Origin of the sequence: Paracoccus subflavus, assembly GCF_004310345.1 — a bacterium.
Lineage (GTDB): Bacteria > Pseudomonadota > Alphaproteobacteria > Rhodobacterales > Rhodobacteraceae > Paracoccus > Paracoccus subflavus.
Map to the genome: position 1 here is coordinate 281,674 of NZ_SISK01000002.1, position 26,150 is coordinate 307,823.

At 65.6% G+C, this 26,150-nt stretch carries 29 protein-coding genes; 18 read left to right on the forward strand and 11 right to left on the reverse strand.

Annotated elements, in window-relative coordinates:
* Positions 1-17 precede the first annotated feature (17 nt).
* Both EYE42_RS04500 and EYE42_RS04505 read left to right on the forward strand, forming a co-directional pair.
* Complete coding sequence (locus EYE42_RS04500) at positions 18-1,538, forward strand: malonate--CoA ligase (RefSeq protein ID WP_130990109.1); 1,521 nt, start codon at positions 18-20, stop codon at positions 1,536-1,538.
* A gap of 153 nt (positions 1,539-1,691) precedes the next feature.
* Complete coding sequence (locus EYE42_RS04505) at positions 1,692-2,732, forward strand: endonuclease/exonuclease/phosphatase family protein (RefSeq protein ID WP_342772689.1); 1,041 nt, start codon at positions 1,692-1,694, stop codon at positions 2,730-2,732.
* A gap of 294 nt (positions 2,733-3,026) precedes the next feature.
* Here the strand turns inward: EYE42_RS04505 and EYE42_RS04510 are convergent, their stop codons facing one another.
* Positions 3,027-3,587 carry a helix-turn-helix domain-containing protein gene (locus tag EYE42_RS04510; RefSeq protein WP_165455705.1) on the reverse strand — a complete coding sequence of 187 codons (561 nt, stop codon included), beginning with the start codon at positions 3,585-3,587 and terminating at the stop codon, positions 3,027-3,029.
* A 55-nt stretch (positions 3,588-3,642) separates the two neighbouring features.
* Between EYE42_RS04510 and EYE42_RS04515 the strand changes: the two genes are divergently transcribed.
* Together EYE42_RS04515 and EYE42_RS04520 are read left to right on the forward strand one after the other, a co-directional pair.
* On the forward strand, positions 3,643-3,822 hold the full coding sequence (locus EYE42_RS04515; RefSeq protein WP_130990111.1) for a helix-turn-helix domain-containing protein: 180 nt from the start codon (positions 3,643-3,645) through the stop codon (positions 3,820-3,822).
* A 4-nt stretch (positions 3,823-3,826) separates the two neighbouring features.
* Positions 3,827-5,062 carry a hypothetical protein gene (locus tag EYE42_RS04520; RefSeq protein ID WP_130990112.1) on the forward strand — a complete coding sequence of 412 codons (1,236 nt, stop codon included), beginning with the start codon at positions 3,827-3,829 and terminating at the stop codon, positions 5,060-5,062.
* A gap of 156 nt (positions 5,063-5,218) precedes the next feature.
* Here EYE42_RS04520 and EYE42_RS04525 read toward each other — a convergent pair whose 3' ends face one another.
* From EYE42_RS04525 to EYE42_RS04565, 9 genes are read right to left on the reverse strand one after another with little or no spacing between them, the layout of a single operon-like run.
* On the reverse strand, positions 5,219-5,590 hold the full coding sequence (locus EYE42_RS04525; RefSeq protein WP_130990113.1) for a hypothetical protein: 372 nt from the start codon (positions 5,588-5,590) through the stop codon (positions 5,219-5,221).
* Positions 5,584-6,645 (reverse strand): flagellar type III secretion system protein FlhB, encoded by a 1,062-nt coding sequence (gene flhB, locus EYE42_RS04530; RefSeq protein ID WP_130990114.1) that lies wholly within the window; start codon positions 6,643-6,645, stop codon positions 5,584-5,586. Before flhB ends, EYE42_RS04525 begins: the two co-directional genes overlap by 7 nt.
* The gene (locus EYE42_RS04535; protein WP_130990115.1) at positions 6,642-7,397 is read right to left on the reverse strand and encodes a flagellar biosynthetic protein FliR; all 756 of its coding nucleotides are present in this window, start codon (positions 7,395-7,397) and stop codon (positions 6,642-6,644) included. The genes flhB and EYE42_RS04535 overlap by 4 nt, the downstream gene beginning before the upstream one ends.
* Entirely contained in the window at positions 7,397-9,478 is a 2,082-nt protein-coding gene (locus EYE42_RS04540) for a flagellar biosynthesis protein FlhA (RefSeq protein WP_130990116.1), read from the reverse strand. The genes EYE42_RS04535 and EYE42_RS04540 overlap by 1 nt, the downstream gene beginning before the upstream one ends.
* A complete protein-coding gene (locus EYE42_RS04545; protein WP_130990117.1) occupies positions 9,475-9,753 on the reverse strand; it encodes a hypothetical protein in 279 nt (92 codons plus the stop codon). Before EYE42_RS04545 ends, EYE42_RS04540 begins: the two co-directional genes overlap by 4 nt.
* Positions 9,753-10,619 (reverse strand): flagellar motor stator protein MotA, encoded by an 867-nt coding sequence (gene motA / locus EYE42_RS04550; RefSeq protein ID WP_130990118.1) that lies wholly within the window; start codon positions 10,617-10,619, stop codon positions 9,753-9,755. The genes EYE42_RS04545 and motA overlap by 1 nt, the downstream gene beginning before the upstream one ends.
* Before the next feature lie 3 nt (positions 10,620-10,622).
* The gene (locus EYE42_RS04555; RefSeq protein WP_130990119.1) at positions 10,623-11,174 is read right to left on the reverse strand and encodes a MotE family protein; all 552 of its coding nucleotides are present in this window, start codon (positions 11,172-11,174) and stop codon (positions 10,623-10,625) included.
* On the reverse strand, positions 11,167-11,526 hold the full coding sequence (locus EYE42_RS04560; protein ID WP_130990120.1) for a hypothetical protein: 360 nt from the start codon (positions 11,524-11,526) through the stop codon (positions 11,167-11,169). The genes EYE42_RS04555 and EYE42_RS04560 overlap by 8 nt, the downstream gene beginning before the upstream one ends.
* A complete protein-coding gene (locus EYE42_RS04565; RefSeq protein WP_130990121.1) occupies positions 11,523-11,990 on the reverse strand; it encodes a flagellar basal body-associated FliL family protein in 468 nt (155 codons plus the stop codon). Before EYE42_RS04565 ends, EYE42_RS04560 begins: the two co-directional genes overlap by 4 nt.
* Positions 11,991-12,108: 118 nt before the next feature.
* Between EYE42_RS04565 and fliF the strand changes: the two genes are divergently transcribed.
* The 11 genes from fliF (at position 12,109) to EYE42_RS04620 (ending at position 21,262) form a co-directional block, all read left to right on the forward strand.
* Complete coding sequence (fliF, locus tag EYE42_RS04570; protein ID WP_130990122.1) at positions 12,109-13,677, forward strand: flagellar basal-body MS-ring/collar protein FliF; 1,569 nt, start codon at positions 12,109-12,111, stop codon at positions 13,675-13,677.
* A complete protein-coding gene (locus tag EYE42_RS04575; RefSeq protein WP_130990123.1) occupies positions 13,674-14,249 on the forward strand; it encodes a hypothetical protein in 576 nt (191 codons plus the stop codon). Before fliF ends, EYE42_RS04575 begins: the two co-directional genes overlap by 4 nt.
* Entirely contained in the window at positions 14,237-14,494 is a 258-nt protein-coding gene (locus EYE42_RS04580; RefSeq protein WP_130990124.1) for a FliM/FliN family flagellar motor C-terminal domain-containing protein, read from the forward strand. Before EYE42_RS04575 ends, EYE42_RS04580 begins: the two co-directional genes overlap by 13 nt.
* A complete protein-coding gene (gene fliP / locus EYE42_RS04585) occupies positions 14,491-15,234 on the forward strand; it encodes a flagellar type III secretion system pore protein FliP (protein ID WP_130990125.1) in 744 nt (247 codons plus the stop codon). Before EYE42_RS04580 ends, fliP begins: the two co-directional genes overlap by 4 nt.
* A gap of 120 nt (positions 15,235-15,354) precedes the next feature.
* A complete protein-coding gene (locus tag EYE42_RS04590; protein WP_246020579.1) occupies positions 15,355-16,071 on the forward strand; it encodes an energy-coupling factor ABC transporter ATP-binding protein in 717 nt (238 codons plus the stop codon).
* The gene (locus tag EYE42_RS04595; protein WP_130990127.1) at positions 16,046-16,669 is read left to right on the forward strand and encodes an energy-coupling factor transporter transmembrane component T family protein; all 624 of its coding nucleotides are present in this window, start codon (positions 16,046-16,048) and stop codon (positions 16,667-16,669) included. Before EYE42_RS04590 ends, EYE42_RS04595 begins: the two co-directional genes overlap by 26 nt.
* Positions 16,670-16,672: 3 nt before the next feature.
* Positions 16,673-17,218 (forward strand): biotin transporter BioY, encoded by a 546-nt coding sequence (locus EYE42_RS04600; protein WP_130990128.1) that lies wholly within the window; start codon positions 16,673-16,675, stop codon positions 17,216-17,218.
* A 125-nt stretch (positions 17,219-17,343) separates the two neighbouring features.
* On the forward strand, positions 17,344-18,468 hold the full coding sequence (locus tag EYE42_RS04605) for an extracellular solute-binding protein (RefSeq protein WP_130990129.1): 1,125 nt from the start codon (positions 17,344-17,346) through the stop codon (positions 18,466-18,468).
* Between the two features lie 52 nt (positions 18,469-18,520).
* Positions 18,521-19,585, forward strand: a complete 1,065-nt coding sequence (locus EYE42_RS04610) for an ABC transporter ATP-binding protein (RefSeq protein ID WP_130990130.1) — start codon at positions 18,521-18,523, stop codon at positions 19,583-19,585.
* Positions 19,578-20,459 carry an ABC transporter permease gene (locus EYE42_RS04615; RefSeq protein ID WP_130990131.1) on the forward strand — a complete coding sequence of 294 codons (882 nt, stop codon included), beginning with the start codon at positions 19,578-19,580 and terminating at the stop codon, positions 20,457-20,459. Before EYE42_RS04610 ends, EYE42_RS04615 begins: the two co-directional genes overlap by 8 nt.
* Positions 20,456-21,262, forward strand: coding sequence for an ABC transporter permease (locus EYE42_RS04620; RefSeq protein ID WP_130990132.1), 807 nt, complete (start codon positions 20,456-20,458; stop codon positions 21,260-21,262). The genes EYE42_RS04615 and EYE42_RS04620 overlap by 4 nt, the downstream gene beginning before the upstream one ends.
* Here EYE42_RS04620 and EYE42_RS04625 read toward each other — a convergent pair.
* Positions 21,240-22,184, reverse strand: a complete 945-nt coding sequence (locus tag EYE42_RS04625; RefSeq protein WP_130990133.1) for a LysR family transcriptional regulator — start codon at positions 22,182-22,184, stop codon at positions 21,240-21,242. The genes EYE42_RS04620 and EYE42_RS04625 overlap by 23 nt on opposite strands.
* Before the next feature lie 184 nt (positions 22,185-22,368).
* Between EYE42_RS04625 and chvE the strand changes: the two genes are divergently transcribed.
* The 3 genes from chvE to mmsB are packed head-to-tail and all read left to right on the forward strand — an operon-like array spanning position 22,369 to position 26,148.
* Positions 22,369-23,361: a multiple monosaccharide ABC transporter substrate-binding protein gene (gene chvE, locus EYE42_RS04630; protein WP_246020588.1), complete on the forward strand. Its 993-nt coding sequence runs from the start codon at positions 22,369-22,371 to the stop codon at positions 23,359-23,361.
* 52 nt (positions 23,362-23,413) lie between these two features.
* Positions 23,414-24,946 carry a multiple monosaccharide ABC transporter ATP-binding protein gene (mmsA, locus tag EYE42_RS04635; protein WP_130990135.1) on the forward strand — a complete coding sequence of 511 codons (1,533 nt, stop codon included), beginning with the start codon at positions 23,414-23,416 and terminating at the stop codon, positions 24,944-24,946.
* On the forward strand, positions 24,943-26,148 hold the full coding sequence (mmsB, locus tag EYE42_RS04640) for a multiple monosaccharide ABC transporter permease (RefSeq protein ID WP_130990136.1): 1,206 nt from the start codon (positions 24,943-24,945) through the stop codon (positions 26,146-26,148). The genes mmsA and mmsB overlap by 4 nt, the downstream gene beginning before the upstream one ends.
* Positions 26,149-26,150: the final 2 nt, after the last annotated feature.

Below are 26,150 nucleotides of genomic sequence, written 5' to 3' on the forward strand. Positions count from 1 at the left end.
CGGGGGACCATGTCGTCATGAACGCCAACCTGTTCGACATCTTGCACAACGCCATTCCGGACTTCGGGGCCCTGGCGATCGAGACGGTCGGGGGCGGGCGCCTCCTTTATGGCGATCTTGTGGAAAGATCCGGGCGGATGGCCAATGCGCTTGTGGCGCTTGGCGTCGCGCCCGGCGACCGGGTGGCGGCCCAGGTCGAGAAATCGCCCGAGGTCATCGTCCTGTATCTGGCGACCGTCCGGGCCGGCGCGGTGTTCCTGCCCCTGAACACCGCCTATACGTCCGCCGAGATGGATTATTTCGTCGCCGATGCGCAGCCTGCCGTGCTGGTCTGCGATCCGGTGCGGGTAGACGGGCTGTCGGATGCGGCAGGCCGGGCGGGAACGCGCATCGTCACGCTGGACGCCGCGGGGCAGGGCAGCCTGACGGATCTTGCCGCCGGGGCGCCCGCCGATTTCGCCACCGTGCCGCGCGAGGCCGAGGATCTGGCGGCGCTGCTCTATACCTCGGGCACGACGGGGCGGTCCAAGGGGGCGATGCTGACCCATGGCAACCTGGTCTCGAATGCGGCGGCGCTGCGCGAGGCGTGGCATTATGGGGCAAGTGACGTGCTGATCCACGCCCTGCCGATCTTTCACACCCACGGGCTGTTCGTGGCCAGCAACGTGACGCTGTTCTCCGGCGCTTCGATGATCCTGCTGCCGCGCTTCGACCCCGACTGCATCCTGGCGCTGATGGACCGCGCGACTGTGCTGATGGGGGTGCCGACCTTTTACACCCGCTTGCTGGGCGACGACCGGCTGGACCGCAACCGGGCCGCCCGGATGCGGCTGTTCATTTCCGGATCGGCGCCGCTGCTGGCCGACACGCATCGCGCCTGGCAGGCCCTCACCGGCCACGCGATCCTGGAACGATACGGCATGACCGAGACGAACATGAACGCCTCGAACCCGTATCACGGCGACCGGATCGCGGGCACCGTGGGCCTGCCCCTGCCGGGGGTCCGGATCGCCGTGACCGATCCCGATTCGGGTCGGGAACTGCCGAGGGGCGAGATCGGCATGATCGAGGTGCGGGGCCCCAACGTGTTCAAGGGATATTGGCGGATGCCCGACAAGACCGCTGCCGAACTGCGCGCAAACGGGTTCTTCATAACCGGCGATCTGGGACGTTTCGACGACCGGGGCTACCTTCATATCGTCGGGCGCGCCAAGGATCTGGTCATCACCGGCGGTTACAACGTCTATCCCAAGGAAATCGAGGACGCGATCGATGCCCTGCCGGGGGTGGCCGAATCCGCCGTCATCGGCCTGCCCCATCCCGACCTGGGCGAGGCCGTGACGGCCGTGGTGGTGCCCGACGCGCCGGATGCCGCGTCTGAATCCGCCGTTCTCGCGGCCCTCGACGGTCGGCTTGCACGGTTCAAGCAACCCCGGCGGGTGCTGCCGGTCGATGAACTGCCGCGCAACACCATGGGCAAGGTGCAAAAGAACCTGCTGCGCGAACGGTTCGCCGATCTTTATCTTGGCAAGAATTAGGCATCGTCGCGGACGGCGCGGTGCTGCAGAGCCATGATGGCCAGGGCGACGGGCAGAATGCAGAGGCGGCTCAAGGCGGTCCGCCGTCCTGCCTGGGCCCTTGGCAGATCCGGCCGGCCATGCGACATCTGGCGGATGAAAGCATCTGTCTGCATGATGGCGATCTGCCTGGCCACCGGGGCGGAGGCCCGCGATCTGCGCATTGCCACCTATGATCCCGGCCTGTCGCGCAAGGGGCCCGGCCTGCTGCTGCGCGACATCCGCCGGTCCGATCCGCAGGTGCTGGCGGCGGCGCAGGTGATCGCTGCGGTGGCGCCCGATGTGATCGTCCTGACCGGACTGGACTGGGATCACGACGGTCTGGCGCTGGCGGCCTTTGCCGAGGTTCTGGGGGCTGCGGGCCATCCGATGCCGCACAGATTTGCCGGCCGCCCGAACAGCGGCATGGCGACGGGCCTTGATCTGGACGGCGATGGCCGGACGGGAGGGGCAGAGGACGCGCAGGGGTTCGGACAGTTTTCCGGGCAGAACGGCATGGCGGTCCTGTCGCGGCTGCCCCTGGGGCCGGTCACCGATCATTCCGCGACCCTGTGGCGCGACCTGCCGGGCAACCTGATGCCCCCCGCCGGGCCCGGCGTGGCCGAGGCGCAGCGCCTGTCATCGACCGCGCATTGGGACGTGCCGATTCTGACGGACGGGGGGCCGCTGCACCTCTTGGCCTGGTCCGCGACGCCGCCGGTCTTTGACGGACCCGAAGATCGCAACGGCCGCCGCAATCACGACGAGGCGGCCTTCTGGCTGCACCACCTGCCCTCGGCGTCCTTTGTGCTGATCGGCAATCCGAACCTGGATTTGGTGGATGGCGAGGGCCGGCCCCAGGCGATGACCGCGTTGCTCGACCATGCGCAGGACCCCCGGCCCCGGGGCGCGTTCCAGCCCGAACAGGCGGGGGCCAATGCATCCCATCGTGGCGACCCGGCGCTGGATACCGGCGTTTTCGATGAAGCGGGGCCAGGAAACCTGCGTGTGGATTACGTCCTGCCGGCCATTTCGCTGCGCGTCACGGACAGCGGCGTATTCTGGCCCGCGCCCGACGATCCCCTTGCCACGGCGGTCGAGGCCGCCTCGAACCACCGGCTTGTCTGGGTCGATATCGACCCCCGGTCGCTGGCGGCGATGCAGGAAGGCCCATAGGCGGTCGGCAAGGCCGCATTGGACCTCTGGACATGGTCGGATCGGCCATGACGGCAGGATGATCCCGCCTTGCGGATCGCCGCCCGGACCCGTGCAGGGCAGGGGGGCCGCCCGCCAATGGAAAGCATGGTCCAGTGACGCGCGACTAATTATTCCGCAACGAGCGGAAGCCCATTGAGGATCTTTCCCTTCGGATAATATCAAGCACCGTCAAATGCTTATCCTTCCTGATTGCGGAATAATTAGTCACATGGCGCTTTGATCGTAAGTCATTGTTTTTGCTAAGTTCGGCGCTTATTGCGGCAACGATTGCGGAAGCTTCTTCGACTCACGCTGTTTCGACAGCACATCTACTATGGCAGCAAGTGCGTCAGGGGTAACCCCGCGCTCATAGGCACCATCGTTCTTCGCAATTTGGTATAGGCGCGCAACATCCGTGGGCGCGGTGGCAGGATCGGCCAAGCGCCGGTCGAAATCCTGCGCTTCCACACCCGAGATCATGGCAGTGACGACGCGGTTGACAACCGGAGTGCTGCAAAGTCGCAAAATTCGAATAATAGCTTTTTCGTCTTCCGTGAGTCCTGGAAGCGTTCCCCCTTCCTCGTGGATCCCCAACGCTGCAACCAGGTCTCCTAAATTTGACAGTCTACCTTGTGGTAGCAAAGCCTCTGAAATCCCCAGCTTCTGGCAAATCTGCCGGAGTACTGCTGGTTTGGGCTTTGTTCGACCAGTTTCATAATTCGCAAGAGCAGACCGCGTGATGCCAACACGACGGCTGAAAGCCTCTTGGCTTTCATCGCCTCTCAGCGCACGCAAGCGGGCAGCAACGCTGTCTGTGCTGATCTGTGTTGACATGTGCTGTTTTGTGTATAAACTGTGTACTTGTGTATGTTTGCACAAAGGCTTTGGCATGGCAACCGAACTTGAACTCGCCCGCGAAGAACTGCGCCGCCAAGGCAAGTCGATACCGCAGTGGGCGGAGGACAATGGCTTTCCTGCGCGGGCTGTTCGGGCTGTGCTCTACGGCCATAACAAAGGTCTGCGGGGCCAGAGCTTTCGGATAGCTGCGGCGCTCGGCCTCAAGGAGTGAGGAAATGAACCTCATCACTTGTGCTGATTTTGCCCAACGAATGCACATAACAGATCGAGCGGCTCGCAACGCATTCGCCAAGGCAGAATGGCGGGGCCACAAGCTGCCAGTCACGCAGCTCCAAGACAGACGTGGCGGTGCGGGTGGAGCCTGCTGGGGTCTACATGCAGAACTATGCTCGCCCGAACTGCGTGCGCTTCTGGCGGGCGATGAACTGGCAGTTTCAACGGCTATTGAAGGTACCCTTCACACCCCTCTTGACAATAAGCAGGTTGCGGTTGCGCGCGACCGGCAGCGGATCATCGCTCCGATCCTGAAGACCTCCTCCGGCTCGCCTGAGCGCGCTCAGGCGTTCCGCGAAACCGCAGCACAGCCCGCTCACCAGATTGCAGGGACGTTGCGCCCGGTGGCTGAACGGACCCTGCGCGAATGGGTCAACGAAACAGAGCGGAAGAGCGTGGCTGCGTTGCTTCCAAAGGCCCGAAAGGATCGCGGAGTTCGGCGCGTTCAGATCACCCGCGCATGGGATAGTGCGATCGGCCTGGACGAGGCCACGCAAGAGAAGCTGGCGGCTGAGATCGAGCGACTGGCGCGCAGCATGGTTACCAACGATTGGACATCCACACGCGAGGTGCTGCGGCTGTGCAGTGATCATCTGGCCCGCGCTTCGGCCGAGGTCGGCTCGCCTCTGCCAGTGAAGCAGTTGCGCCGCATGTGCGCGCTCAACCCCAAATGGGCCAAGCGGGTCGGTCTGGACCGGTTCCGGCTCGTGCACGACAAGGATCACAAGACATGGCAGGACAAGGCGGTCCCGCGTGTTCGCCGCGATCTGCACGATACTCCCATGGGGCTGCTGATCGGCGACGTCCACTATGTGGATATGCTGGTCGAGGAAGGCGATCAGCCTATCCGTGTCCGGCTAATCGCCTGGATGGACGCCGCCAACATGTTCGCGTGGGTGACGCCTGAAAGACCCCTTGAAGCCCTGCGTGAAAGGGCCGTTCAAGGCCAGTCCGTGGCCCTGCCACCCTGCACCGTGCCCATAACGGAACATCGCCGCCAGCATCGCTCGGGCCGCCCGCCGGTCATCGACAGCAACCCGGTGTTGCAAGCATTCATCGTCGCGCGCCTCGACCGCCTGACGTTCAAGGAGATCGCGGACGACATCGCCCGGCACTTCCCGGCCGATCAGCACCTGCATCAATCGACCATTCACCGCTGGTCCCAGAAGCGCCGCTGACCCGTCCGCGACGACGCGCGACCATCTCCGATAAGCGCAAGACCTCTATAGGTCTTCGCATATCGATTGCGGAATAATTGGTTACACTGCGGAATAATTAGTTACGGAACACCAGGGCAGTCTGCCGGACGCAATCACGGCCATCCTGGCCGGACCTCAATACCGTTCGGAATTGCTCTTGGCGCGGGACTGGGCCGACAAGCTCAACAGAACCTCGGCCCGGCCGAATTCCCGCGCGGCATCAAGACGGGCCGCCTCGAACCGGGGCAGCATCCGGGCAAGGTTCTGTTCGGCCTGGTGCAGATCGCGTGCGCTTCGGCCTGCCTGGGCACTGGCGATCCGCGCCTCGGCCACGGACAGGGGGGCCTGGCTGCGATAGCTTTGGTCCAAGGCCGTGCGCATGGCATCGGCCTGTCCCTGGGCCTGCTTCATATGAAGGCTGAAGGCGGCGAAACGCTTTAGTTCGCGTTCGGCCTTGATCCGGGCAAGACGTTCCAACTGGGCCAGCATGTCGGCCTTGCCTACCATCCCGCACGCGCCTTTTCCCGCATCTTTTCGGCAAACCGGATCGCGGCGGCGACCGCGGCGAACTGTTCGCGGCGGATTTCCTGGCCGATCTGGACCGTGGCGTGGATCGCACGCGCGCTGGGGGGGTCGGGAAAGATCGGAACGCGGTGCTCGCGAGCGCGCTCGCGGATGCGGGCCGCGACCTCGTCGGTGCCCTTGGCCAGGCAGACCGGCGCGCGCCCGCTGCCGCGCTTCCATTCCAGGGCGACGGCGTAATGGGTGGGGTTCACGATCACCACGTCGGCGCGGGCCACATCTGACAGCATCTGGCTGGTGGCGATGTCGATGGCCCGCTGGCGTCGGGCAGCCTTGAAATGGGGATCGCCCTCCGAATCCTTGAATTCATCCTCCATCTCCTTGCGGCTCATGCGGTTCTTGCGGCGATGGTCGAACCATTGCCAGCCCATGTCGAGGCCCGCGAACAGGACCGAGATCGCCAGCGCCAGCGCCAGCACCCGCCCCATCAGCACGCCCAGGTCCGCAATCCAGCGATCCCCCGCCAGCGGGCTGGCCGCCAGATGGTCCAGCAGCGCCCTGAACAGGAACCAGCCCCCCGCGCAGACCAGCGCCGCCTTGCCCAGCGAAATGGCGAATTGTACCAGGCCGGTCCGCCCGAACTTTTGCCCGGCAGTCTTGAAGGGATTGATCCGGTTGATGTCGAAGGCCAATTTTTGCGGCGCAAAGACCAATCCCCGCCCGGCGATCAGCACGACAAAAAGCACCATGACCGGAATCGCCGACAGGGCCAGCGTCGTCCAGCCCGCGAAGTGTCCAAGGGCGGCGGCAATGGTGCTGGTGCTGCCGGGCGCCCAGCCCTCGGCGCCCAGGGCCCGGGTCGCCATCGTCATCCAGGCCTTGACGGCCAGGCCCGCGCCCAGGGTCAGCGCCAGCCAGGCGCCCAGATACATGGCCGCGGTGTTCAGCTCGATCGATCGCGGGATGTCGCCCTTTTCACGGGCCTGGCGCAGCTTCTGCTCGGACGCGTCAAAGGGTTTGTCGTTGTCTTCCTCGCTCATGGCCCCTCCGGCAGCATGTAGCCCAGGACGGCATCGGCCCACAGGGCGATCATCATCGGCGCCAGGATGGCCAGTGCCGCCAGCGCCAGAAGAATCGCGGCGGGCGAGCCGATGAAGACCACCGGCAAGGCTGGCATGACGCGGTTTATCACCCCGGACAGGGCCTGAAACATGAACCCTCCCAATGTGAAGGGCGCGGCCAGCAGCAGGGCGATCCAGAAACTGCGCGCCACCAGCCCGATTGCCCCCAAGGCCAGCCCTTCCGCCTCGGGCCAACTGCCGCTGGGCCACAGGGTCAGGCTGTCGGCCATCAGATCCATCAGCATGACCGGCAGCCCCATGGCCATCAGGACGGCAAGACCGGCCAGATGAAGCAGATTGCCGATGGGATGCGGCGCGGCCTCGTTCTGGCCGCCGACAAGCTGCGACAGCGAGGTGGTTGCCGCGATGGCCGAGGTTGCGATGTCCAGAGACAAGACCAGAAGGCGCAGGCCCATCCCAGCGGCAAGGCCGATCACCGTTTCGGCCAGGGCCTGTCCGATGATCGGGATCGGACCCGTCGGCAACGGCAGCGGCGATACCGTCCCCGCCAGCAGCGGCGTCGCCGCCAGGGCGACGGCGGCCCTCACGCGTACGGGAATCACCCGCTCGCCAAGTCCGGGCAGCACCACCACGAAGGCTTGTACGCGCAGATAGACCAGCACCCAAGCCCAATTGAAGTCCGGCAGGATACGGGTCAGTTGATCCCACATCACCCGACCTCGATGGTGCCGACCAGATGCAGTTCTGCGGCGGGGTCGATTTCCTCGAGCCCCAGCACCGGCAGGGCGATCGCGTTCGAACCCAGAACCGCGCGCAGCATCCGCCGCCGATGGTCGGGCGCCACCAGCACCGTGTTCAGGGCAGGCTCGACCGTCGTCATGGCCCGGCGCGTCGCCTCAAGCAGCTTGCGCGAAAGGGCCGGGGTCAGCGCACCGCCGCCGGCCCGCCCGGTTTCGGCATCGGCGCGCACGAACTCGGCCTCCCAGGCGGGGTGCAGTTGCAGGGCCGAGATGGCCCCCGCAGGATCGGTATACTGCTGGGTGATCTGGCCGCGCAGGCGCTTGCGCACCAGTTCATAGACCGTTTCGATCGATTCGACGCTGCGGAACTCGCTCATGGCATCGACGATCAGGGGAAGATTGCGGATGGATACCTTTTCGTCCAGAAGCGCCCGCAGCACGGCCAGCAGAGTTTCGGGGGCCACCTTGTCAGGGATCATGCCGTCGAAATAGCGCCGGTTGCGTTCGGCCCGGGCCGTGTCGGTCAGGGTTTTCAACTCCTCGATCTGGCGCTGCATGGCGCCAAGGGTCAGAAGCGCCGACAGATTGGCCTTGACCACCTCCATCAGGTGGGTGGACAGCACCTCCATCGGGGTCACGACGGTGGCACCCCGGGTGGCGGCATCGTCCTGGGTGCCCCGGTCGATCCAACGCGCAGGACTGTGATAAACGGGCTCGCGCACCGGATCGCCGGGCAGGGCGTGCAGAACGGGGTCGGGGCCAAGCGCCAGAATCGCATTCGCCCGCAGGCTGCCGCGTCCGCGCACGACGCCATGGACGCGGATCTGATAGTCGCCCGGCAGAAGGTCGTCGGTGTCGGTGATGCGCACGTCGGGTAGGATCAACCCATAGGCGCGGGCGATATGGATGCGCAGGTTGGTGATCCGGCTGCCGAGGCCGCGCGCCTGGTCGAGCGCGATCAGAACCAGATCGGACCCGATCTCGACGCTGATCTCGTCCGTGTCCAGAACGTCGCCGATGCGCGCGGCGGGACGCTGGGGCATGGGCTTGTCCGCCGGTTCCGCGGGGGCGGCCTGCAAGGCCTTCCGGTGCAGGCGCCATGCCCCCAGGGCCAGGGCCGCGGCTATCCCCAGGAACAGGGGACGCGGCATTCCGGGCACGAAGGACATCAGCAGCATGGCGGCGGCGACCACGGCGGCGGGCTGCCAGCGGGTCATCATACCAAACAGAAGCCGCGTCGTCGTATCGCTCGCCCCGCCCCGCGATAGCAGAAGGGCCGCGGCCATCGAGGTGATCACGGCGGGAATCTGACTGACCAGACCATCGCCGATCGTCAGGTGGGAATAGGTTTTCAGGGCCTCGCCTGCCGGCATTCCATGGGCAATGATGCCGATCCCAAGGCCCATCAGCAGGTTGATCAGCGTGATGACGATGCCGGCCACCGCATCGCCCTTGACGAATTTCGACGCCCCGTCCAGGGAGCCGAAGAAGTTGATTTCCTGCTGGTCGCGAAGGCGCCGCCGCTTGGCCTCCTGATGATCGATAGCACCGGCATTCAGGTCGGCGTCGATGGCCAACTGCTTGCCGGGCAGCGAATCCAGGGCAAATCGCGCCGCGACCTCGGCCATCCGGCCCGAGCCCTTGGTAATGACCATGAAGTTCACGATCGAGATGACGGCGAACACCGTCAGTCCCACCATCAACGACCCGCCCGCCACAAAGCTTGCGAAGCCGTTGATGATCTGGCCGGCAGCCTCGGTTCCGGTATGGCCCTGGGTCAGGATCAGCCGGGTCGAGGATACGTTCAACGACAGCCGGATCACCAGGGTCACCAGCAGCAGCATGGGAAAGGCCTGGAAATCCGTAGGCCTGTCGACCAGGGCCGCCATGACCAGCACCAGCGTGGCTGCGGCGATCGACAGCGCAAAGCCCATGTCCAGCACCGCGGCCGGCAGCGGAATGACCATCGAGATGACGATCAGCACCAGCCCGCCCGTGACAAGCACCGAGGCATCGAAGGATCTCAGGCGGCTCGCTGCGGAAACGCTCATGGCCGGTCCGGTCCTGCGGGAGCGGGGTCCAGGATATCTGCCAGAGGCCAAGCGCCGGCAGTCAGCAGACCCGCCCGGCGCAGAAAGACAATCGCTTGCAGCCGCGCCTCCGGCGGCATCTGCATCAGCCGCGTCCGGTAATCGGGGGGCAGGGGCTCGCCCGCCAGCAGCCAGGCGGTCGCCTCCTCGGCCAGGGCTGCGGCGTCGGGCAACAGCCGGGTATCTGCTGCTGCGGCGTCTGCCAGGGCCATCGTCAGGATCATGGCGCCGATCATCAGGCGGCCTTCTTCAGGTCGCGAAGCGCGGTTTCCAGGGTGTCGAAGCTGGGCCGCACATGGTCAGGCACGGTCTGGCGCCCAACCTCGACGCAAAGGGTGGTGGCGTGCTGGTGCAGACCGGCGATCAGAACCGATTTGATCACGTCGAAGAACACCAGATCCTGCTTGATGACGCCGCTCAGCCGGCTTGCCAGGGGCGCCACGAAGCCATAGGCCAGAAACACCCCCAGAAAGGTGCCGACCAACGCCCCGCCGATCATCTTGCCCAGCACGGCGGGCGGCTGGTCGATCGAACTCATGGTCTTGATGACGCCCAGCACGGCGGCAACGATGCCCAGGGCAGGCAAGGCATCGGCCATGGTCTGCAGGGCGTGGGGCACGTGCATGGCTTCTTCGCGCAGGGTGGCAAGGCGGCGCGACAGCATTTCCTCGACCTGGTAAGGGTCATCGTAGTTGAGGCTGGCCGAGCGCAGGGTATCGGTTATCAGCGATACGACCTCGTGATCGGCCAGAAGCCGGGGATAGGCCGTGAAGATCGAAGATTCCTGCGGGTTCTCGACATGCTGCTCGAGACCCACAGGGTTTTCGCGGGCGATCTTCAGCAGTTGGAACATCAGGCACAGCACATCCTGATGGTCGGATTCCGTCCATTTCGGGCCTTTGAAGGCCTGGACGATGCCCGAAAGCGTGTGTTTCAGCACATAACTGTCGTTCGACAACAGATAGGACCCCACGGCGGCGCCCATGATTATCATCATTTCGAAGGGCAGCGAATACAGGATCACTCCCATCTTGCCCCCGGCGAGGATATAGCCGCCAAAGACCATCACAAACGTAACGACGATGCCAACGATGCCAAACATGGATTATCTTTCCTGATCGTTGCTGACGCTGCGCGCGCCCATCTGGGCGGTCAGCAGCGCGGCTTGACGCGGCTCGACCGAGGCGATGATGCGGGCGCCGGTCTGGGGCTGGACGCGCATCAGGATCTCGGCTGCGAAATCGGGGGGAAGGTTGGTCAGGACGGCGGCGGCCTCGGCGGGCTTCATCTGGTCATAGACGGCGACCAGCCGGTCGATGTCCTCGCGCACCGCCTGGGAAGCGCCATCGCGGCGGGTCTGGATGCCGGACTTTTGCTGGCGCAACTCGGTCGCACGGGCGCGCAGGGCCGCTTCGGCGGTGGCGATCTCGGCCTTGCGTGCGTCCAGGGCTTCCATATAGCGCTCGATCCGCAGGGCGCGGTCGCGCAGCTCTGTCGCCAGCGCCACGGCCTCGGGGACATCGGTGCAGCCTTGCAGCAGGTCGGCCGAACTTGCGCTGGCCGCGAAGAACCGCGACAGATCGCCCGCCTGCCAGACCGCCGCGCCCGCCGGAACCGCAAAGGCCAGCGTCAGAATCAGCAGCGGGGATCTACGCATCGGCGGCCATCATGCGCTTGCGCAGCCGGCGCAGGGGAATGACGGGGGCGGGCGGGGCGGTCGTCGTCTGGGCCTGCGTGATCTTTTGACGCAGATCCCACAGCGCGCGCTCCTTGCGCGCGGCGGCGATCTCGGCCGACAGGGCCTCGCCCGCGGCCGTGGCCTCGGCGCGCGCTGTCCGGATGGCCCGGTCCAGCCGGTCCACCTCGGCGGCCATGACGGCAATGGCGCCGCCGAGCCCCGTTTCCAGATCGTTCAGCCGCCGCAGACGGCGCGAGAGAATCAGGCAAAAGGTACCGAGGCCCAGCGATGCCGCCAGCAGCGCAGCCTGAAAAGCATGTTCCAGTGTCATTTGAAGCGAAACTCCGTAATCAGCAGATCCTTGAGCGCCTCGGCGCCCAGGACATAGCGGGACCGGGTGAGCAATTCGGCCCGGATGATCTCGAGCACGCCACGCTTGTCATAGGCGGCGGGGTCGATGCCCGACAGGAAAGCGGTAAAGGCGTCCAGGATGCGCGGCATCAGGTGCGCGATCTGGGCTTGATGTGCCTGGTCCGTCTCGAGGCTGGCGGACAGCACGATGCTGCGCCCCGACCCGCCGGGGATCGCCAGCTCGATGGTCGGGACCGCAATAAAAACGGCATCCGAGACAGCCGGCGCGGCTTTCGGCTGCGTGGCCAGCATCGCCGAAGGCGACCACAGCCCCAGATAGGTCGATCCGAACCCGCCACCGGCCAGCAGAACGGCCGCGAGGATCGGGATCAGCTTTTTTCTGCCCGAGGTTTTCGGCGGCGGATCGAGGGTCGCATCGGTCATTGTGATTCTCCGTCGTGACAAGACGGGAATAGCACCGCGCGACTAACCAATTCTTAATGCCGTTCATGCGATCACCGTCGGGACAAAGGAACCTGACGCTGATTCGAAAGGGCCGGTTTTGCAAAAATTGCAGGACTATTGGACAGAGCGAAGCTCTCAGCAGAAAGCCGTCCTGGCGGCGGCTTTTCTGGCAACATTTCTGGCTATTGCAGGCTTTGCCTGGCTGGCGAACCGCCCTTCGATGAGCCTGCTTTACGGAGGTCTGGATTCCGCCCAGGCGGGCGAGGTCGTGGCCGGGATCGAGCGCGCCGGCGTCCCATACGAGGTGCGGGGCGATTCGATCTGGGTCGATTCGGCCAGCCGCGACAAGCTGCGCATGGATCTGGCCGCGCAGGGCCTGCCCGCCGCAGGCGGCGCGGGCTACGAGCTGCTGGACGGCATGTCGGGATTCGGCACCACCTCGCAGATGTTCGACGCCGCCTATTGGCGTGCTAAGGAGGGCGAACTGGCGCGGACGATTCTGGCCTTGCCCAACGTGCAGACCGCGCGGGTCCATCTGGCGATCCAGACCGGTCGCGGCTATCGCCGCGACGGCCAGGCCAGCGCATCGGTCACCATCGCCACCAACGGGCAGCCGATCGACCGCACCCAGGCGGCCGCGCTGAAATACCTGATCTCTTCTGGCGTTCCGGGCATGTTGCCCGAGGCCGTGACCGTGATCGATACCCGCAACGGCATCGTTTCGGCCGGAGAGGACAAGGCAGGCGCCGACCGGGCAGCCGAGATGAAGCGCAATGTCGAACGCATCCTGGAGCCCCATGTCGGCCTCGGCAACGCCATCGTCGAACTGAACCTCGATGTGGTGACAGAAACAGAACTGCTGACCGAACACCGGTTCGACCCCGATCAGCGTGCCATGATCTCGCAAGTGACCGAGGAAACGACCGACCAGAGCAACTCGACCGGCTCCGGCGCGGTCACCGCGGCGTCGAACCTGCCCGACAACGAGGCCGCGCAGGGTGACCGGTCCGAGGCAAACCGTCAGGAAACCCGCCAGCAGTCCAATTTCGAGGTGACACGTGTGACGCGCGAGGTGTCGCGCCAGCCCGGATCGACCCGGCGGCTGACCGTCGCCGTGCTGGTCAATGGCGTGTCCGAGGAAAACGCCCAGGGCGAGACGCAGATGGTGCCTCGCCAGCAGGCCGAACTGGACGTGCTGCGCGAACTGGTCGCCTCGGCCGTGGGCTATGACGAGGCGCGGGGCGACCAGATCACGGTCAAGTCGCTGCCCTTCGCGGGCCTGGACCAGGGCAGCACGGCCGCCGCGCCGGGCCTGCTGGATCGGCTGGAGCTGAACGGGCTGGCCCGCATCCTGCTGGTGGGACTGTTCGCCCTGGCGCTGACGATGCTGGTCCTGCGTCCCGTCCTGCGTTCGCGTTCGGCCCGGTCGGCGCTGGACGACAGCCTGCCCGCCCCCGGGGCGCCTGCCCTGACCGGGACAATTGTCTCTGAAACAGAGGTCATGGCCGAACCGGTTGTCGCGCCGGAAGCCCCCCGTCTGCCCGAGCATCTGGCGCTGCCGTCTGGCGATCCGGTGGCGCGGCTGCGCAACATGATGCGCGAGCGCCATGACGAAAGCGTCAAGATCCTGACCGGCTGGATCGACAACAAGGAGAATGCCCATTGAGCCTCGCCGTTCTCAAGCTTGAATCCTTTAGCACGTTGAGTGCCTCTCAGGACGCGCAGCCGACCTTCAGCCGCGAGGCGCTGGACCAGGCCTATGCCGACGGTCTGACCGATGGACTGGCGCGCCAGCAGGACGAACAGATCCGCACCCTGAATGCCGGACTCGACCGGCTGGTCCGGGCCTTGGACGACGACGAGGCCCGACTGGCGGGGCTGCGCCGCGACGTGATCGACGCACTGGCCCCGATCCTGATCCAAATCCTCGATTGCCTGGCCCCCGCGGCCGAGTCGCGTCGCCTCGAGGCTGCGCTGACCGAGGAGCTTTTGCGGCTGTCGCGCATGGCAAAGCCCCTGCGCGCCAGAATCGCCTGCGGCCCCGCATTGCGTGCGATGGTCGAACGCTGCCTTGCCGAATGCGGGCTTTCGGAAATCGAGCTTACCGAAGCCGATTCAGAGCGGATCGCACTGTCGCTTCACGGTGGCCGGATCGATCTGAACCCGGCCGACACCGCCCGGGACATCCGGTCGCTTATCGCTGAAATCAACGGAAACGACGCATCATGGACGAATTGAGTCATCTTATCGACACGGACGCCATTCAAATCGAGGTCACGGTGCGGCTGGGCCGCACCCGCCAGACCGTCGCACAGCTTTCCGCGCTGCGGCCCGACGATATCCTGCTGCTGGACCAGAACATCGACGAAGGGGTCGAAATCTGCGTGGGCGACAAGGTGATCGCACGGGGCGAACTGACGGCGGACGGCACGGCCGAGGACCGGCTGTGCGTGCGCATCCTGCCGGCACCTGGCGCCGCATGACCTTTCGGAAAGCCCCCGTCACAACCCTGGCTGCCATCCTGGCCGTGCTGCCGGCTGCCGCTCTGGCTCAGGACGGGTTGGGCCAGATCGCGGACCAGTTGGGTCAGGGTCTGGATCAGGGGCTGGGGCAGAACGCCGTTCTGCTGGTGGGGGCGCTGACGCTGTTGTCGCTGGCGCCGGGCATCGCCATCACCGTGACCTGCTTTCCCTTTATCGTCACGGTGCTGTCGATCCTGCGCCAGGCGATCGGGCTGCAATCCTCGCCTCCGAACATGCTGATCGTCAGCCTCTCGCTGTTTCTGACCTGGTTCGTGATGGACCCGGTGTTGCGCGAAGCCTGGGCCGTCGCGGGCGCGCCGCTCCAGGATGGAGCCATTCCCTTGGGAGAGGCGATCCGCCGCGGCATCGTTCCGTTCCAGGATTTCATGGCGGCGCGCACCGATCCCGACACCCTGGCGGGCCTGGCCGAGATCGCGCCGGGCGCGGGCGATCCGGGCGGCAGGCTTTCGGTTCTGATCCCGTCCTTCATGCTGTCCGAAATCCAACGCGCCTTCGAGATCGGCTTTCTGATCGCGCTGCCGTTTCTGATCATCGACCTGGTCGTGTCGGCGGTCCTGATGTCGATGGGCATGATGATGGTGCCGCCGGTCGTCGTCTCGCTGCCCTTCAAGCTGGCCTTTTTCGTCGCGGTGGACGGCTGGACGATGATTGCGGGCGCGTTGGTGCGCAGTTACCAGTGACCCCTGCCTTCGGGCTTGCGCAAGGGCATCGTTCCAAGGCAGAGGCGGGCCGAACGCGCGAAAAGGGTCCATGGCGATGGCAGCACCAGAACAGGGATGTCCCGCCCGGACTGCCGGACGATGAGCGTCGATCTGCGCGATGTCGGCGTTTCGCTCGACGGGCAGAGGGTGCTGCACGCCATCTCGGCCAGTCTGACCGAGCCGCGCATCGGCATCGTCGGCCGCAACGGGTCGGGCAAGAGCACGCTGGCGCGGGTCATCGCCGGGCTGATTGAACCGGATCAGGGACAGGCGCGGATCGGCGGTCAGGACATGGCGCGCGACCGCCGGGCGGCCCTGGCAGCCGTCGGGATCATTTTCCAGAATCCCGATCACCAGATCATCTTTCCCACCGTCATCGAGGAGATTGCCTTCGGCCTGACCCAGCAAGGATTGGGTCGGGACGAGGCCCAGAATGCCGCACGCGCCATTCTGGCGCGGTTCGGCAAGGCACATTGGGAAGCAGCCGCCACCTATGCCCTGTCGCAGGGGCAGAAGCAGCTTTTGTGCCTGATGACGGTTCTGGCCATGCGGCCACGGACCATCGTCATGGACGAACCCTTTTCGGGGCTCGATATTCCCACCCGGATGCAGATCGCCCGCCATTTGTCCTGCATCGACGCACAACTGGTGCTGATCACCCATGATCCCGAACAGGTCAGGGGTTTTGATCGCATCCTGTGGCTGGACGGAGGTCGGCTGGTGGCCGACGGTCCGCCGGATGCGGTGCTGCCCGCATTCCGGCAGCGGATGGAGGATTGGGGGAACGGGGATGATCTCGCTCACCTCGCCGGTTGAAACCTGGGCGCACCGCCTGCCTGCGGGCATCAAGCTGGCGGCGCTGTCGGGCCTGACCGTGACACTGTTCCTGACCGACCGGCCTGGTGCCCTGGGCGCGGCCCTGCTGGCGGTCTTTGGGTTGTATCTGTCGGGGGGGCCGGTCTTTCTGCGCCAAGGCCTGCGCCACCTGCGGATGCTGTGGCCTTTCCTGCTGCTGATCGCACTGTGGCACGGCGCGACGGGCCAGTGGCAGGCCGGGCTGGTCATCGCCCTGCGGCTGCTGACGGCGCTGGCGCTGGCGAATGTCGTGACCATGACCTCGCGTCTGACAGACATGATCGCGGTGCTGACATGCCTGCTGGCACCCCTGCGGGGAATGGGCCTGCAGACGCGCGCGGTAGAGCTTGCCATTGCGATGGTGCTGCGCTTTACACCGATGCTGACGGAAAACGGCCGCAGGCTGGCAATGTCCTGGCGCGCGCGGTCCCCCAGGCGGCCTTCATGGCGGATCGTGATGCCGATGGTGGCGCTGGCGCTGGACGACGCCGATCATGTGGCCGAGGCCCTGCGTGCGCGGGGCGGAATCCTGAACGACAGGGATGCAGGGAAGGATTGAGTGATGGAACACAACATGACCCGGATCGCGCTGTTTGCCGCGCTGATCGCCGCGCTGGGGCTGATCCCCAGCCTGACGCTGGCCTTCGGCGTGCCGATCACCGCGCAAAGCATGGGCGTCATGCTGGCCGGCGCGGTTCTGGGCGCGAAACGCGGGGCGCTGGCGGTGCTATTGTTCATGGCGCTGGTCGCACTGGGTCTGCCCCTGCTGGCCGGGGGACGCGGCGGCCTTGGGGCCTTCGTGGCACCCACGTCGGGATTCTTCCTCGGCTGGCCGGTGGCGGCCTTTGTCACCGGGCTGATCGTCGAACGCTGGCGCAAGGGCCCGCTGGCGCTGACGGTTGCCATGGCCTCGATCATCGGCGGCATCGTCGTCATGTATGGTTTCGGCATCGTCGGCATGTCGATCGCGCTGGACAAGACCCTGGCCGAATGCGCCCTGCTGGTCACGGCCTTCATCCCGGGGGACCTGATCAAGGCGGTACTGACCGGCCTGATCGTGCAGGCCCTGGCCCGGTCCCGGCCCGCTGCCCTGCTGTCGCGCGGGTGAAGGCCGAAGGCCGTTCGGCGGCCCGATAAGTCTTTGACCTGTCACGGGGCGTGGATATGCTGCCGCCGATCACGGACCATACCGCCCGGCGGATGCCGCCCGGCGGTCCAATCGGGGGATGACGCATGAACAGACTTGATCGCCGCGGGCTTCTGAAGGGCGCGACCGCAACCGCCGGGCTGGCGCTGGCCGCGCCTTGGATCGCGCGGCCGGGATTTTCCCAAGGATCGGGCACGGTCAACATCTTTGCCTGGGCGGGCTATCTGAACGACGAGATCCTGGGCGCCTTCCAGCAGGCCACGGGGATCACGCCGAACTATACCCCCTATGGCACCAACGACGAATTGCTGAACCAGTTGCGCGCCAACAACGGCGCGGGCTTCGACCTGATCTGGCCGACCGTGGACCGGGTGCCGAACTATGTCGAGTTCGGCCTGGTCCAGCCGCTGGACGAATCGAAGATCGAGGTGGCGAAGGTGTTGCCGAGCGCCTGGGAAAACTCGACCAACCTGGGCGCGGTGGTGGACGGCCAGCGTTACCAGGTTCCGACCGACTGGGGGACCGAGGCGGTGGCCTTTGACCGCGACCAGATGCCGCTGGAATACGGCAGCGCCTCCTATGGCGATATCTGGGGTGAATCGGCGGCGGGCAAGGCAACCGTGCGCGCTCATTCGGCCCTGGTGGGCCTGGGCCTGTGGCTGGAAGCCGAGGGCAAGCTGCCCCGTCCGCTGCGGGATGCCTTTGCCAGCCCCGAGGCGCAGACCCAGGTTTTCGACGTGATCCTGGCCGAGGCCGTGGCCCGCAAGGGCAACATCATCCAGTTCTGGAACAACGAGAACGAGGCCCAGGGTGCCTTTCGCCTGAACGGCGCGGCCATCGGGCAGACCTGGGATTCGACCGCGGCCGCGCTGGCCAAGGAGGGCCTTCCTATCGGCTTCATTGCCCCCAAGGAGGGGGCGCTGGCCTGGATGGAGGGGCTGTCGATCCCGGCGGGGGCCGAGAACCTGGACAACGCCTATGCCTTCATCAACTGGTTCCTGACCCCCGAAGCCGGGGCCATGTACACCAACGCGACCGCGATCAATTCGACCGCGGTGGGATCGGCCGACCTGCTGTCGGACGAGGCCAAGGCCTTCTTCGCCGCCGCCTATCCGGGCGATGCGCTGGACAAGCTGTGGTGGTGGCCGATCCAGGAAAGCTGGTACGTCACCAAGCGCAACGAATACCAGGACCGCTTCCTGTCGGCCTGACGGCAGCCGGGGCAGGGGGCGCCCCCTGTCCCCACCAACAAACGGGGGACGGATGTCGCATTCGGTGGAACTGGACGGGATCGGGATGACCTTCGGGACGACCCGCGCGGTCAGCGACGTGTCCTTTACCGTTCAGGCGGGCGAGTTCTTCTCGATCCTGGGGCCGTCCGGCTGCGGCAAGACCACCATCCTGCGCATGATCGCCGGGTTCCTGGAACCGACCGAGGGCCGCGTGCTGATCGGCGGGCGCGACATGCGCGGCCTGGGTCCAAACCAGCGGCCCACCGCGATGATCTTTCAGTCGCTGGCGCTGTTCCCGCTGATGCCGGTGTGGGAAAACATCGCCTTCGGGCTAGAGGCGCGGGGCATGGGCCGCACCGACCGCCGCAGGCGCGCCGACGACCTGCTGCGCCTGATCGCGCTGGAGGGTTACGGCGACCGGATGCCCGGCGAACTGTCGGGCGGACAGCGCCAGCGGGTCGCGATCGCCCGCGCGCTGGCGGTCGAGCCGGGCGTGCTGCTGCTGGACGAGCCTCTGTCAGCGCTGGATCTGAAGCTGCGCCAGCACATGCGGGCCGAGTTGCGGGACCTGCAGAAGCGCACGGGCGTCACCTTCATCTATATCACCCATGACCAGTCCGAGGCGCTGGCCATGTCGGACCGCGTGGCGGTGATGAGCAACGGGTTGCTGCAACAGACAGCCACGCCCCGTGCGCTTTACGACAACCCGGCCACGCCCTTTGTCGCCCGCTTTGTCGGCGAAACGAACGCCATCGGGGGCCGCATCAGCGCCATCGGCGACGGCATGGCGCGGGTCGATACCGCCATGGGTCCGCTGCACGGGCGTGCGGACCGGCATCTTGCCATCGGGCAGGGCGCGACGCTTTATGTCCGGCCCGAGGCTTTGGTGCCCGGCGCGGGCAGGAACGTGCTGTCCGCCCAGGTCGAGCGGGTCGATTTCGAAGGGGCCTTTGCCATGGTCCATGGCCGTTTTGCGAACGGGGCCGCTCTGGCCGCCGCGGTGCCCTCGACCCGGCTGGCCGAAGCACCCGCGCCGGGCAGTCGGGCCAGCTTTTCCTTTGCCCCTGAACATGCCGTGGTCTTGGCCGATGCGTGATCTGTATCACCGCTTCGGACCGGGCCTGGCGACGGTCTTTCTGTCGTTGGTGCTGGTCTGGCTGGCGGCGATGGTGCTGGCGCCGAACCTCATGATGATCGACTATGCCCTGCGCCCGAACCTGCCGCCGGCGCAGCAGGGCGGGCCGCTGGATGTCCGGTCGCTGGACAATGTCCTGTATCTGGCGAACGAAGGCGTGCATCGCGCGATCTTCTTCAAGACGGTCTGGGCCAGCGCGCTGGTCGCGGGCCTGACCCTGATCGTCTGCTATCCCATTGCCTTCTGGATGGCGCAGCGCGCCACGCCCGGCCAGTTGTCCATCGCGCTGATGCTGGTCATCATCCCGTTCTTCATCAACGAGGTGCTGCGCACTCTGGCCTGGTTCATCCTGCTGGCCTATCGCGGGCCCTTGAACGCGGTTCTGCTGAACCTGGGTGTGATCGACGCGCCGATCCGCTGGCAGGGGGACGGCGGCGTGCTGGCGGGCATGGTCTATGCCTATATCCTGTTCATGCTGCTGCCGATCTACAACGCCATCGAGAGCCTGGACAAATCCCAGATCGAGGCGGCGCGCGACCTGGGCGCATCGACGGTGCGTACCCATCGCCGCATCGTGATTCCCCATGCCAAGGCGGGCATCGCCACGGGCTGCGTCTTCACCTTCATGCTGGCGGCCGGGTCCTATGTCGCGCCCGCGCTGCTTGGCAGCCCCGGCAGCCGCTGGTTCACCGAGATCATCTACAACTGGTTCTTCGAGGGCGGCGACTGGAACCGGGGCGCGGCCTATGCGCTGACGCTGCTGGTCCTGTGCCTGGCCGTGGTGCTGGTCACACTGCGACTGTTCCGCGTCAACCTGACGGATGTGGCGAAATGACGGCGGCCGACCGGATCTTTCGCGGGCTGTTCGTTCTCTATCTGCTGGTTTTCGTTGTCTATCTGTTCGCGCCGCTGGCCGTCATGGCGGCGGCGGCCTTCAACGAAAGCCGCTTTCCGACCGTGATCCCCTGGCAGGGCACGACCCTGGACTGGTTTTCCGCCATGTGGGCGGACGCCGCGATGTGGCGGTCGCTGTGGACATCCGCCATCGTCGCGGTGCTGGTGGTGCTGGTCGCGCTGCCGGTGGGCACCGCCGCCGCGCTGGTGCTGACGACGCTGCACGCGCGGGCGCGCAGTTTCGCCTATGCGGTGATGGTCTCGCCCCTGCTGACGCCGGGGGTGGTGATCGGGATTTCCACGCTGATCCTGTGGCGGCAGGTGGGCGTGAGCGGCGGGATCGCCCTGATCGTGGTGGCGCAGACGACCTTTATCATCTGCTATGTGATGCTGATGGTGATGGCGCGGCTGCAACGGTTCGACCGCACGCAGGAAGAAGCCGCGCTGGGCCTGGGCGCATCCCGGCTGATGGTGTTCCGCCGGATCCTGCTGCCCTTCCTGCGGCCCGCGCTGCTGGCTTCGGGGGGGCTGGCGATCCTGCAATCGGTGGAAAACTACAACACCACGCTGTTCGTGCGCGGCTTTGAAACCCCGCTGACGGTGTTCATCGCGACCAAGGTGCGCACCGGCCTGACCCCGGCCGTCAACGCCCTGGCGCTGGTCGTCATCGCGGCCACCGTGATCGGCGCCATCGCTTGGGAAATCGCGCGGCGTCGCCATGTCACAAAAGCCCCGCAGTCGTGATCGGGCTTTGCGACATCTGCGCCACGGCGTCGCGCAATTGCCGGGCCAGGGGCGACAGGGGGCGGCGCTTCAGGTCCAGCAGGAAATAGGGCGGCACGCGGATCGGTCGTGGCGTCGGAATGACGGTCAGGCGTGCCTTGACAGGAGGATGGATCATCAGGTCGGCCACCTCTTGCGATACCGCGGTGACGGCATCGGTTTGGGCCAGATAGGCGATCGTCAGCAGCAGCGACGGGCTGTTCACGACATTGCGGGGGGCCGCCAACCCGACATCGGCAAAGGCTGCGGCCACCGCTTCGCGGATCGGATAGCCGCGTTGCTGCATGATCCATTCCTGGCCCGCCAGTTCGGTCAGCGTGACGACCCGTGCCCGTGCCAGCGGGTGATCGGCCCGGACCATCAGCACGGCCGTTTCCCCGGACATGGGCAGGATGTTGAAACTGTCATTGTCGAAATCGGGCAGCAGCCGGCCCAGAACGAAATCCATCGCTCCGGCGGACAACTGGGACAGAAGCTCACGCGAGGGCATCACCTCGGCGGTGATGTCGGCCTGAGGGCTTTGCTGCTTGATCTGCCGGATCGACGAAACCAGATGGCTGATCGCAGGCCCGGTGACGGCGCCCACCCGAACCGATCCCGCCAGCCCCCCGCGCAGCGCGCGCACGTCGGATTCCATGCTGGCCAGTTCGCGCAGGATTACCCGCGCCCGTCGCAGCACGCTGGCCCCGATCTCGGTCGGCTCCATGCCCTTGGGCTGGCGTGTGAAAAGCAGCGCGCCGATCTGGCGTTCGGCCTCGGCCAGCATCCGGGACGCGGCCGGCTGGGTCATGGTCAGGGCATCAGCCGCCAGTTGCAACTGGCCCTGCTGCGCAACTTCATGGATCAGCCGCAGTTGCGATGGCTTAAGCGTACGGATGGACATGGCGTTTCCGGTATTCGGATTGTCGATTTTATCATTTTACGGGCATGACGTCTCTTTGCTACACCGGCTGAACGAAAAACAGGATGCGTGGCCCTGCCGCCGCGCAAGGGGGAGATTACTCATGATGTTCAAAACCGCTGCGGTCGCCTTGGCGATCGGGGTTTCCTGGCTTGCGACGGGCGCCATGGCCCAGACCATCGGCATTGCGATGCCCACGAAATCCTCGGCCCGCTGGATCGACGACGGCAACAACATGGTCAAGCAGCTTGAGGAAGCCGGCTATCAGACCGACCTGCAATATGCCGAGGACGACATCCCGAACCAGTTGGCCCAGGTCGAGAACATGATCACCAAGGGCGTGAATGTGCTGGTGATCGCGGCCATCGACGGGACCACCCTGTCGAACGCTCTGGAAAACGCCGCCGCCGCCGACATCAAGGTGATCGCCTATGACCGCCTGATCCGCGGGTCAGAGCATGTCAGCTATTACGCGACCTTTGACAATTTCGAGGTCGGCGTCCAGCAGGCCACCAGCCTGGTCGAGGGGCTGAAGGAACGGTTCCCCGACGTGAAGCCCTGGAACGTCGAACTGTTCGGCGGCAGCCCCGACGACAACAACGCCTTCTTCTTCTATGACGGCGCGATGTCGGTGATCCAGCCGCTGATCGACGACGGGTCCATCGTCATCGGGTCGGGCCAGACCGGCATGGAAACCGTGGGCACGCTGCGCTGGGATCCGGCGGTGGCGCAGTCGCGCATGGACAACCTGCTGTCCACGAACTATGCCGACAAGCAGGTCCATGGGGTTCTGTCGCCTTATGACGGGCTGTCCATCGGCATCCTGTCCTCGCTCAAGGGCGTGGGCTATGGGTCGGGCGACATGGAGATGCCCATCGTCACCGGCCAGGACGCCGAGGTTCAGTCCGTGAAGTCCATCGAGGCGGGCGAACAGTATTCCACCATCTTCAAGGACACCCGCGAACTGGCCCGCGTGACGGTCGGCATGGTTGACGCCGTGCTGAAAGGGACCGAGCCGGAAATCAACGACACCGAAACCTATGACAACGGCGTCAAGGTCGTGCCGTCCTATCTGCTGGAGCCGGTGCCGGTGAACAAGTCGAACTGGCGCGAGATCCTGGTCGATTCCGGCTACTATACCGAAGACCAGTTGAAGTGATGCCTGTGCGGCCCCGGTGTGTCCGGGGCCGCATCCGCAAGGGGGGAACGCGATGACGGCCATCCTGGAAATGCAGGACATCACCAAGACCTTTCCCGGCGTCAAGGCGCTGAGCAATGTCAACCTGTCCGTGGCCGAGGGCGAGATCCACGCCATCTGCGGCGAGAACGGGGCAGGCAAGTCCACGCTGATGAAGGTGCTGTCGGGCGTCTATCCCCACGGCAGCTATGACGGCGAGATCCTGTATGACGGCAAGCCCGCGCGGTTCCGCGACATCCGCGACAGCGAACAGGCGGGGATTGTCATCATCCATCAGGAACTGGCGCTGGTGCCCCTGTTGTCGGTGGCCGAGAACCTGTTTCTGGGCAACGAGGTCGCATCCGGCGGCGTCATCAACTGGCCGCTGGCCTATCAGAAAACCGAAGCCCTGCTGAAAAAGGTCGGGCTGACCGAAGCGCCGACCACCAAGGTGGAAAAGCTGGGCGTGGGCAAGCAGCAGCTTGTGGAAATCGCCAAGGCGCTGGCCAAGAACGTGCGCCTGCTGATCCTGGACGAACCGACCGCCGCCTTGCAGGAAAACGACAGCCAGAAGCTGCTGGATCTGATGCTGGAACTGAAATCCCAGGGCGTCACCCAGATCATCATCAGCCACAAGCTGAACGAGATTCGCCGCGTGGCCGACCGCGTGACGGTGATCCGCGACGGATCGGCCGTGTCCACCCTGACGCGCGCCGAAATCTCGGAAGACCGGATCATCCGCGACATGGTGGGCCGCGACATGGCCCACCGCTATCCCGACCGTACGCCCAAGATCGGCGAGGTGCTGATGGAGGTGCGGAACTGGTCGGTCATGCATCCCGAACAGCCCCGGCAGGTGATCCGCAACGTGTCCATCACCGTCCGCAAGGGCGAGATCGTGGGCATCGCGGGCCTGATGGGTTCGGGGCGCACCGAATTTGCGATGAGCCTGTTCGGCCGCAGCTATGGCCGCGACATCAGGGGCGAGGTGACGCTGGCGGGCGCCCGGCCGGATCTTTCGACGGTATCGAAGGCCATCGACGCCGGGCTGGCCTATGTGACCGAGGATCGCAAGGCCCTGGGTCTGATCCTGGACGAGCCGATCCTGCGCAACATCTCGCTGGCGAATCTGGAAGGCATCGCCAGCGGCGCGGTTCTGTCGCGGGGCCGCGAACAGCAGGTGGCCGAGAAATACCGCAAGGCCATGAACATCCGCACGCCATCGGTGTTCCAGCGGGTCGTGAACCTGTCGGGCGGCAACCAGCAAAAGGTGGTGCTGTCGAAATGGCTGTTCACCGACCCCAAGGTGCTGATCCTGGACGAGCCCACGCGCGGCATCGACGTGGGCGCCAAGTTCGAGATCTACAACATCATGAACGAACTGGCGGGCCAAGGCCACGGCGTCGTCATGATCAGTTCGGAAATGCCCGAACTGCTGGGCATGTGCGACCGCATCTACGTCATGAACGAAGGCCGGATCGCCGGTGAATTGACCCAGGCCGAGGCCAGCCAGGAACGGATCATGGCCCTGATCCTGCAAGACGGAATGAAAGGGGAGGCCGCATGAGCACCGCCGAAACCAACAAGCCAGCGACGACAGGTATCGGCGCCCATCTGGGCAGCCACCTGCGCGAAAACGGGATGATGCTGGCGCTGATCGCCATCGTCCTGTTCTTCTTCATCATGGTGCGCGCGACCCAGGGCGTCGATTTCCTGTCCGCCCAGAACATCACCAACCTGTTCCTGCAAAACTCTTATGTCATCATCATGGCCCTGGGGATGCTGCTGGTGATCGTGGCGGGCCATATCGACCTGTCGGTGGGGTCGGTCGCGGCCTTTACCGGGGCGGTGGCGTCCATGCTGCTGGTGCGGATGGACCTGCCGGTGCTGATGGTGATCCCCATGGTGCTGGTCGTGGGCGGGCTGATCGGGGCCGCGCAGGGCTATTGGATCGCCTATTGGCGCATCCCGTCCTTTATCGTGACGCTGGCCGGGATGCTGGTGTTCCGCGGGCTGACGCTGTGGCTGCTGGGCGGCCAGAACATCGGCCCGTTCGAACGGTCCTTCCAGTCGCTCTCCACCGGCTTCATCCCCGACCTGTTCGGCGCCGACAAGCCCAACTTCACCGCGCTGGCCCTGGTGGCCCTGGCCGCCGCCGCGATTGTCTGGTCCGGCATCCGTGCCCGCACCCGAGAGGCCGAGTTCGGCATCGCCCCTGAACCCGCCGGGTTCTTCTGGGCGCGCAACGCCGTGGTGGTGGTCGCGCTGCTGTTCGTCGGCTGGAAACTGGCCAGCTTCCGGGGTCTGCCGAACGTGCTGCTGATCATGTCGGTGCTGATCGTGCTCTATGCGTTCTTTACCGAAAGCACGACGACCGGGCGGCGCATCTATGCCCTGGGCGGCAATGAAAAGGCGGCCAAGCTGTCGGGGATCAAGACCGAGCGGCTGGTGTTTTTCACCTTTGTGAACATGGGCGTGCTGGCGTCCCTGGCGGGCATGATCGTCACCGCGCGCCTCAACAGCGCCACGCCCAAGGCCGGCGTCGGGTTCGAGCTGGACGTGATCGCCGCGGTCTTCATCGGCGGGGCGTCGATGTCGGGCGGCGTGGGGCGCATCATCGGCGTCGTGGTCGGCGCGCTGATCATGGGGGTGATGAACAACGGCATGTCGATCATGGGCATCGGCATCGACTATCAGCAGGTCATCAAGGGTTTGGTGCTGCTGGCTGCCGTGATCTTCGACGTCTACAACAAGACCAAGCAAGGCTGAAC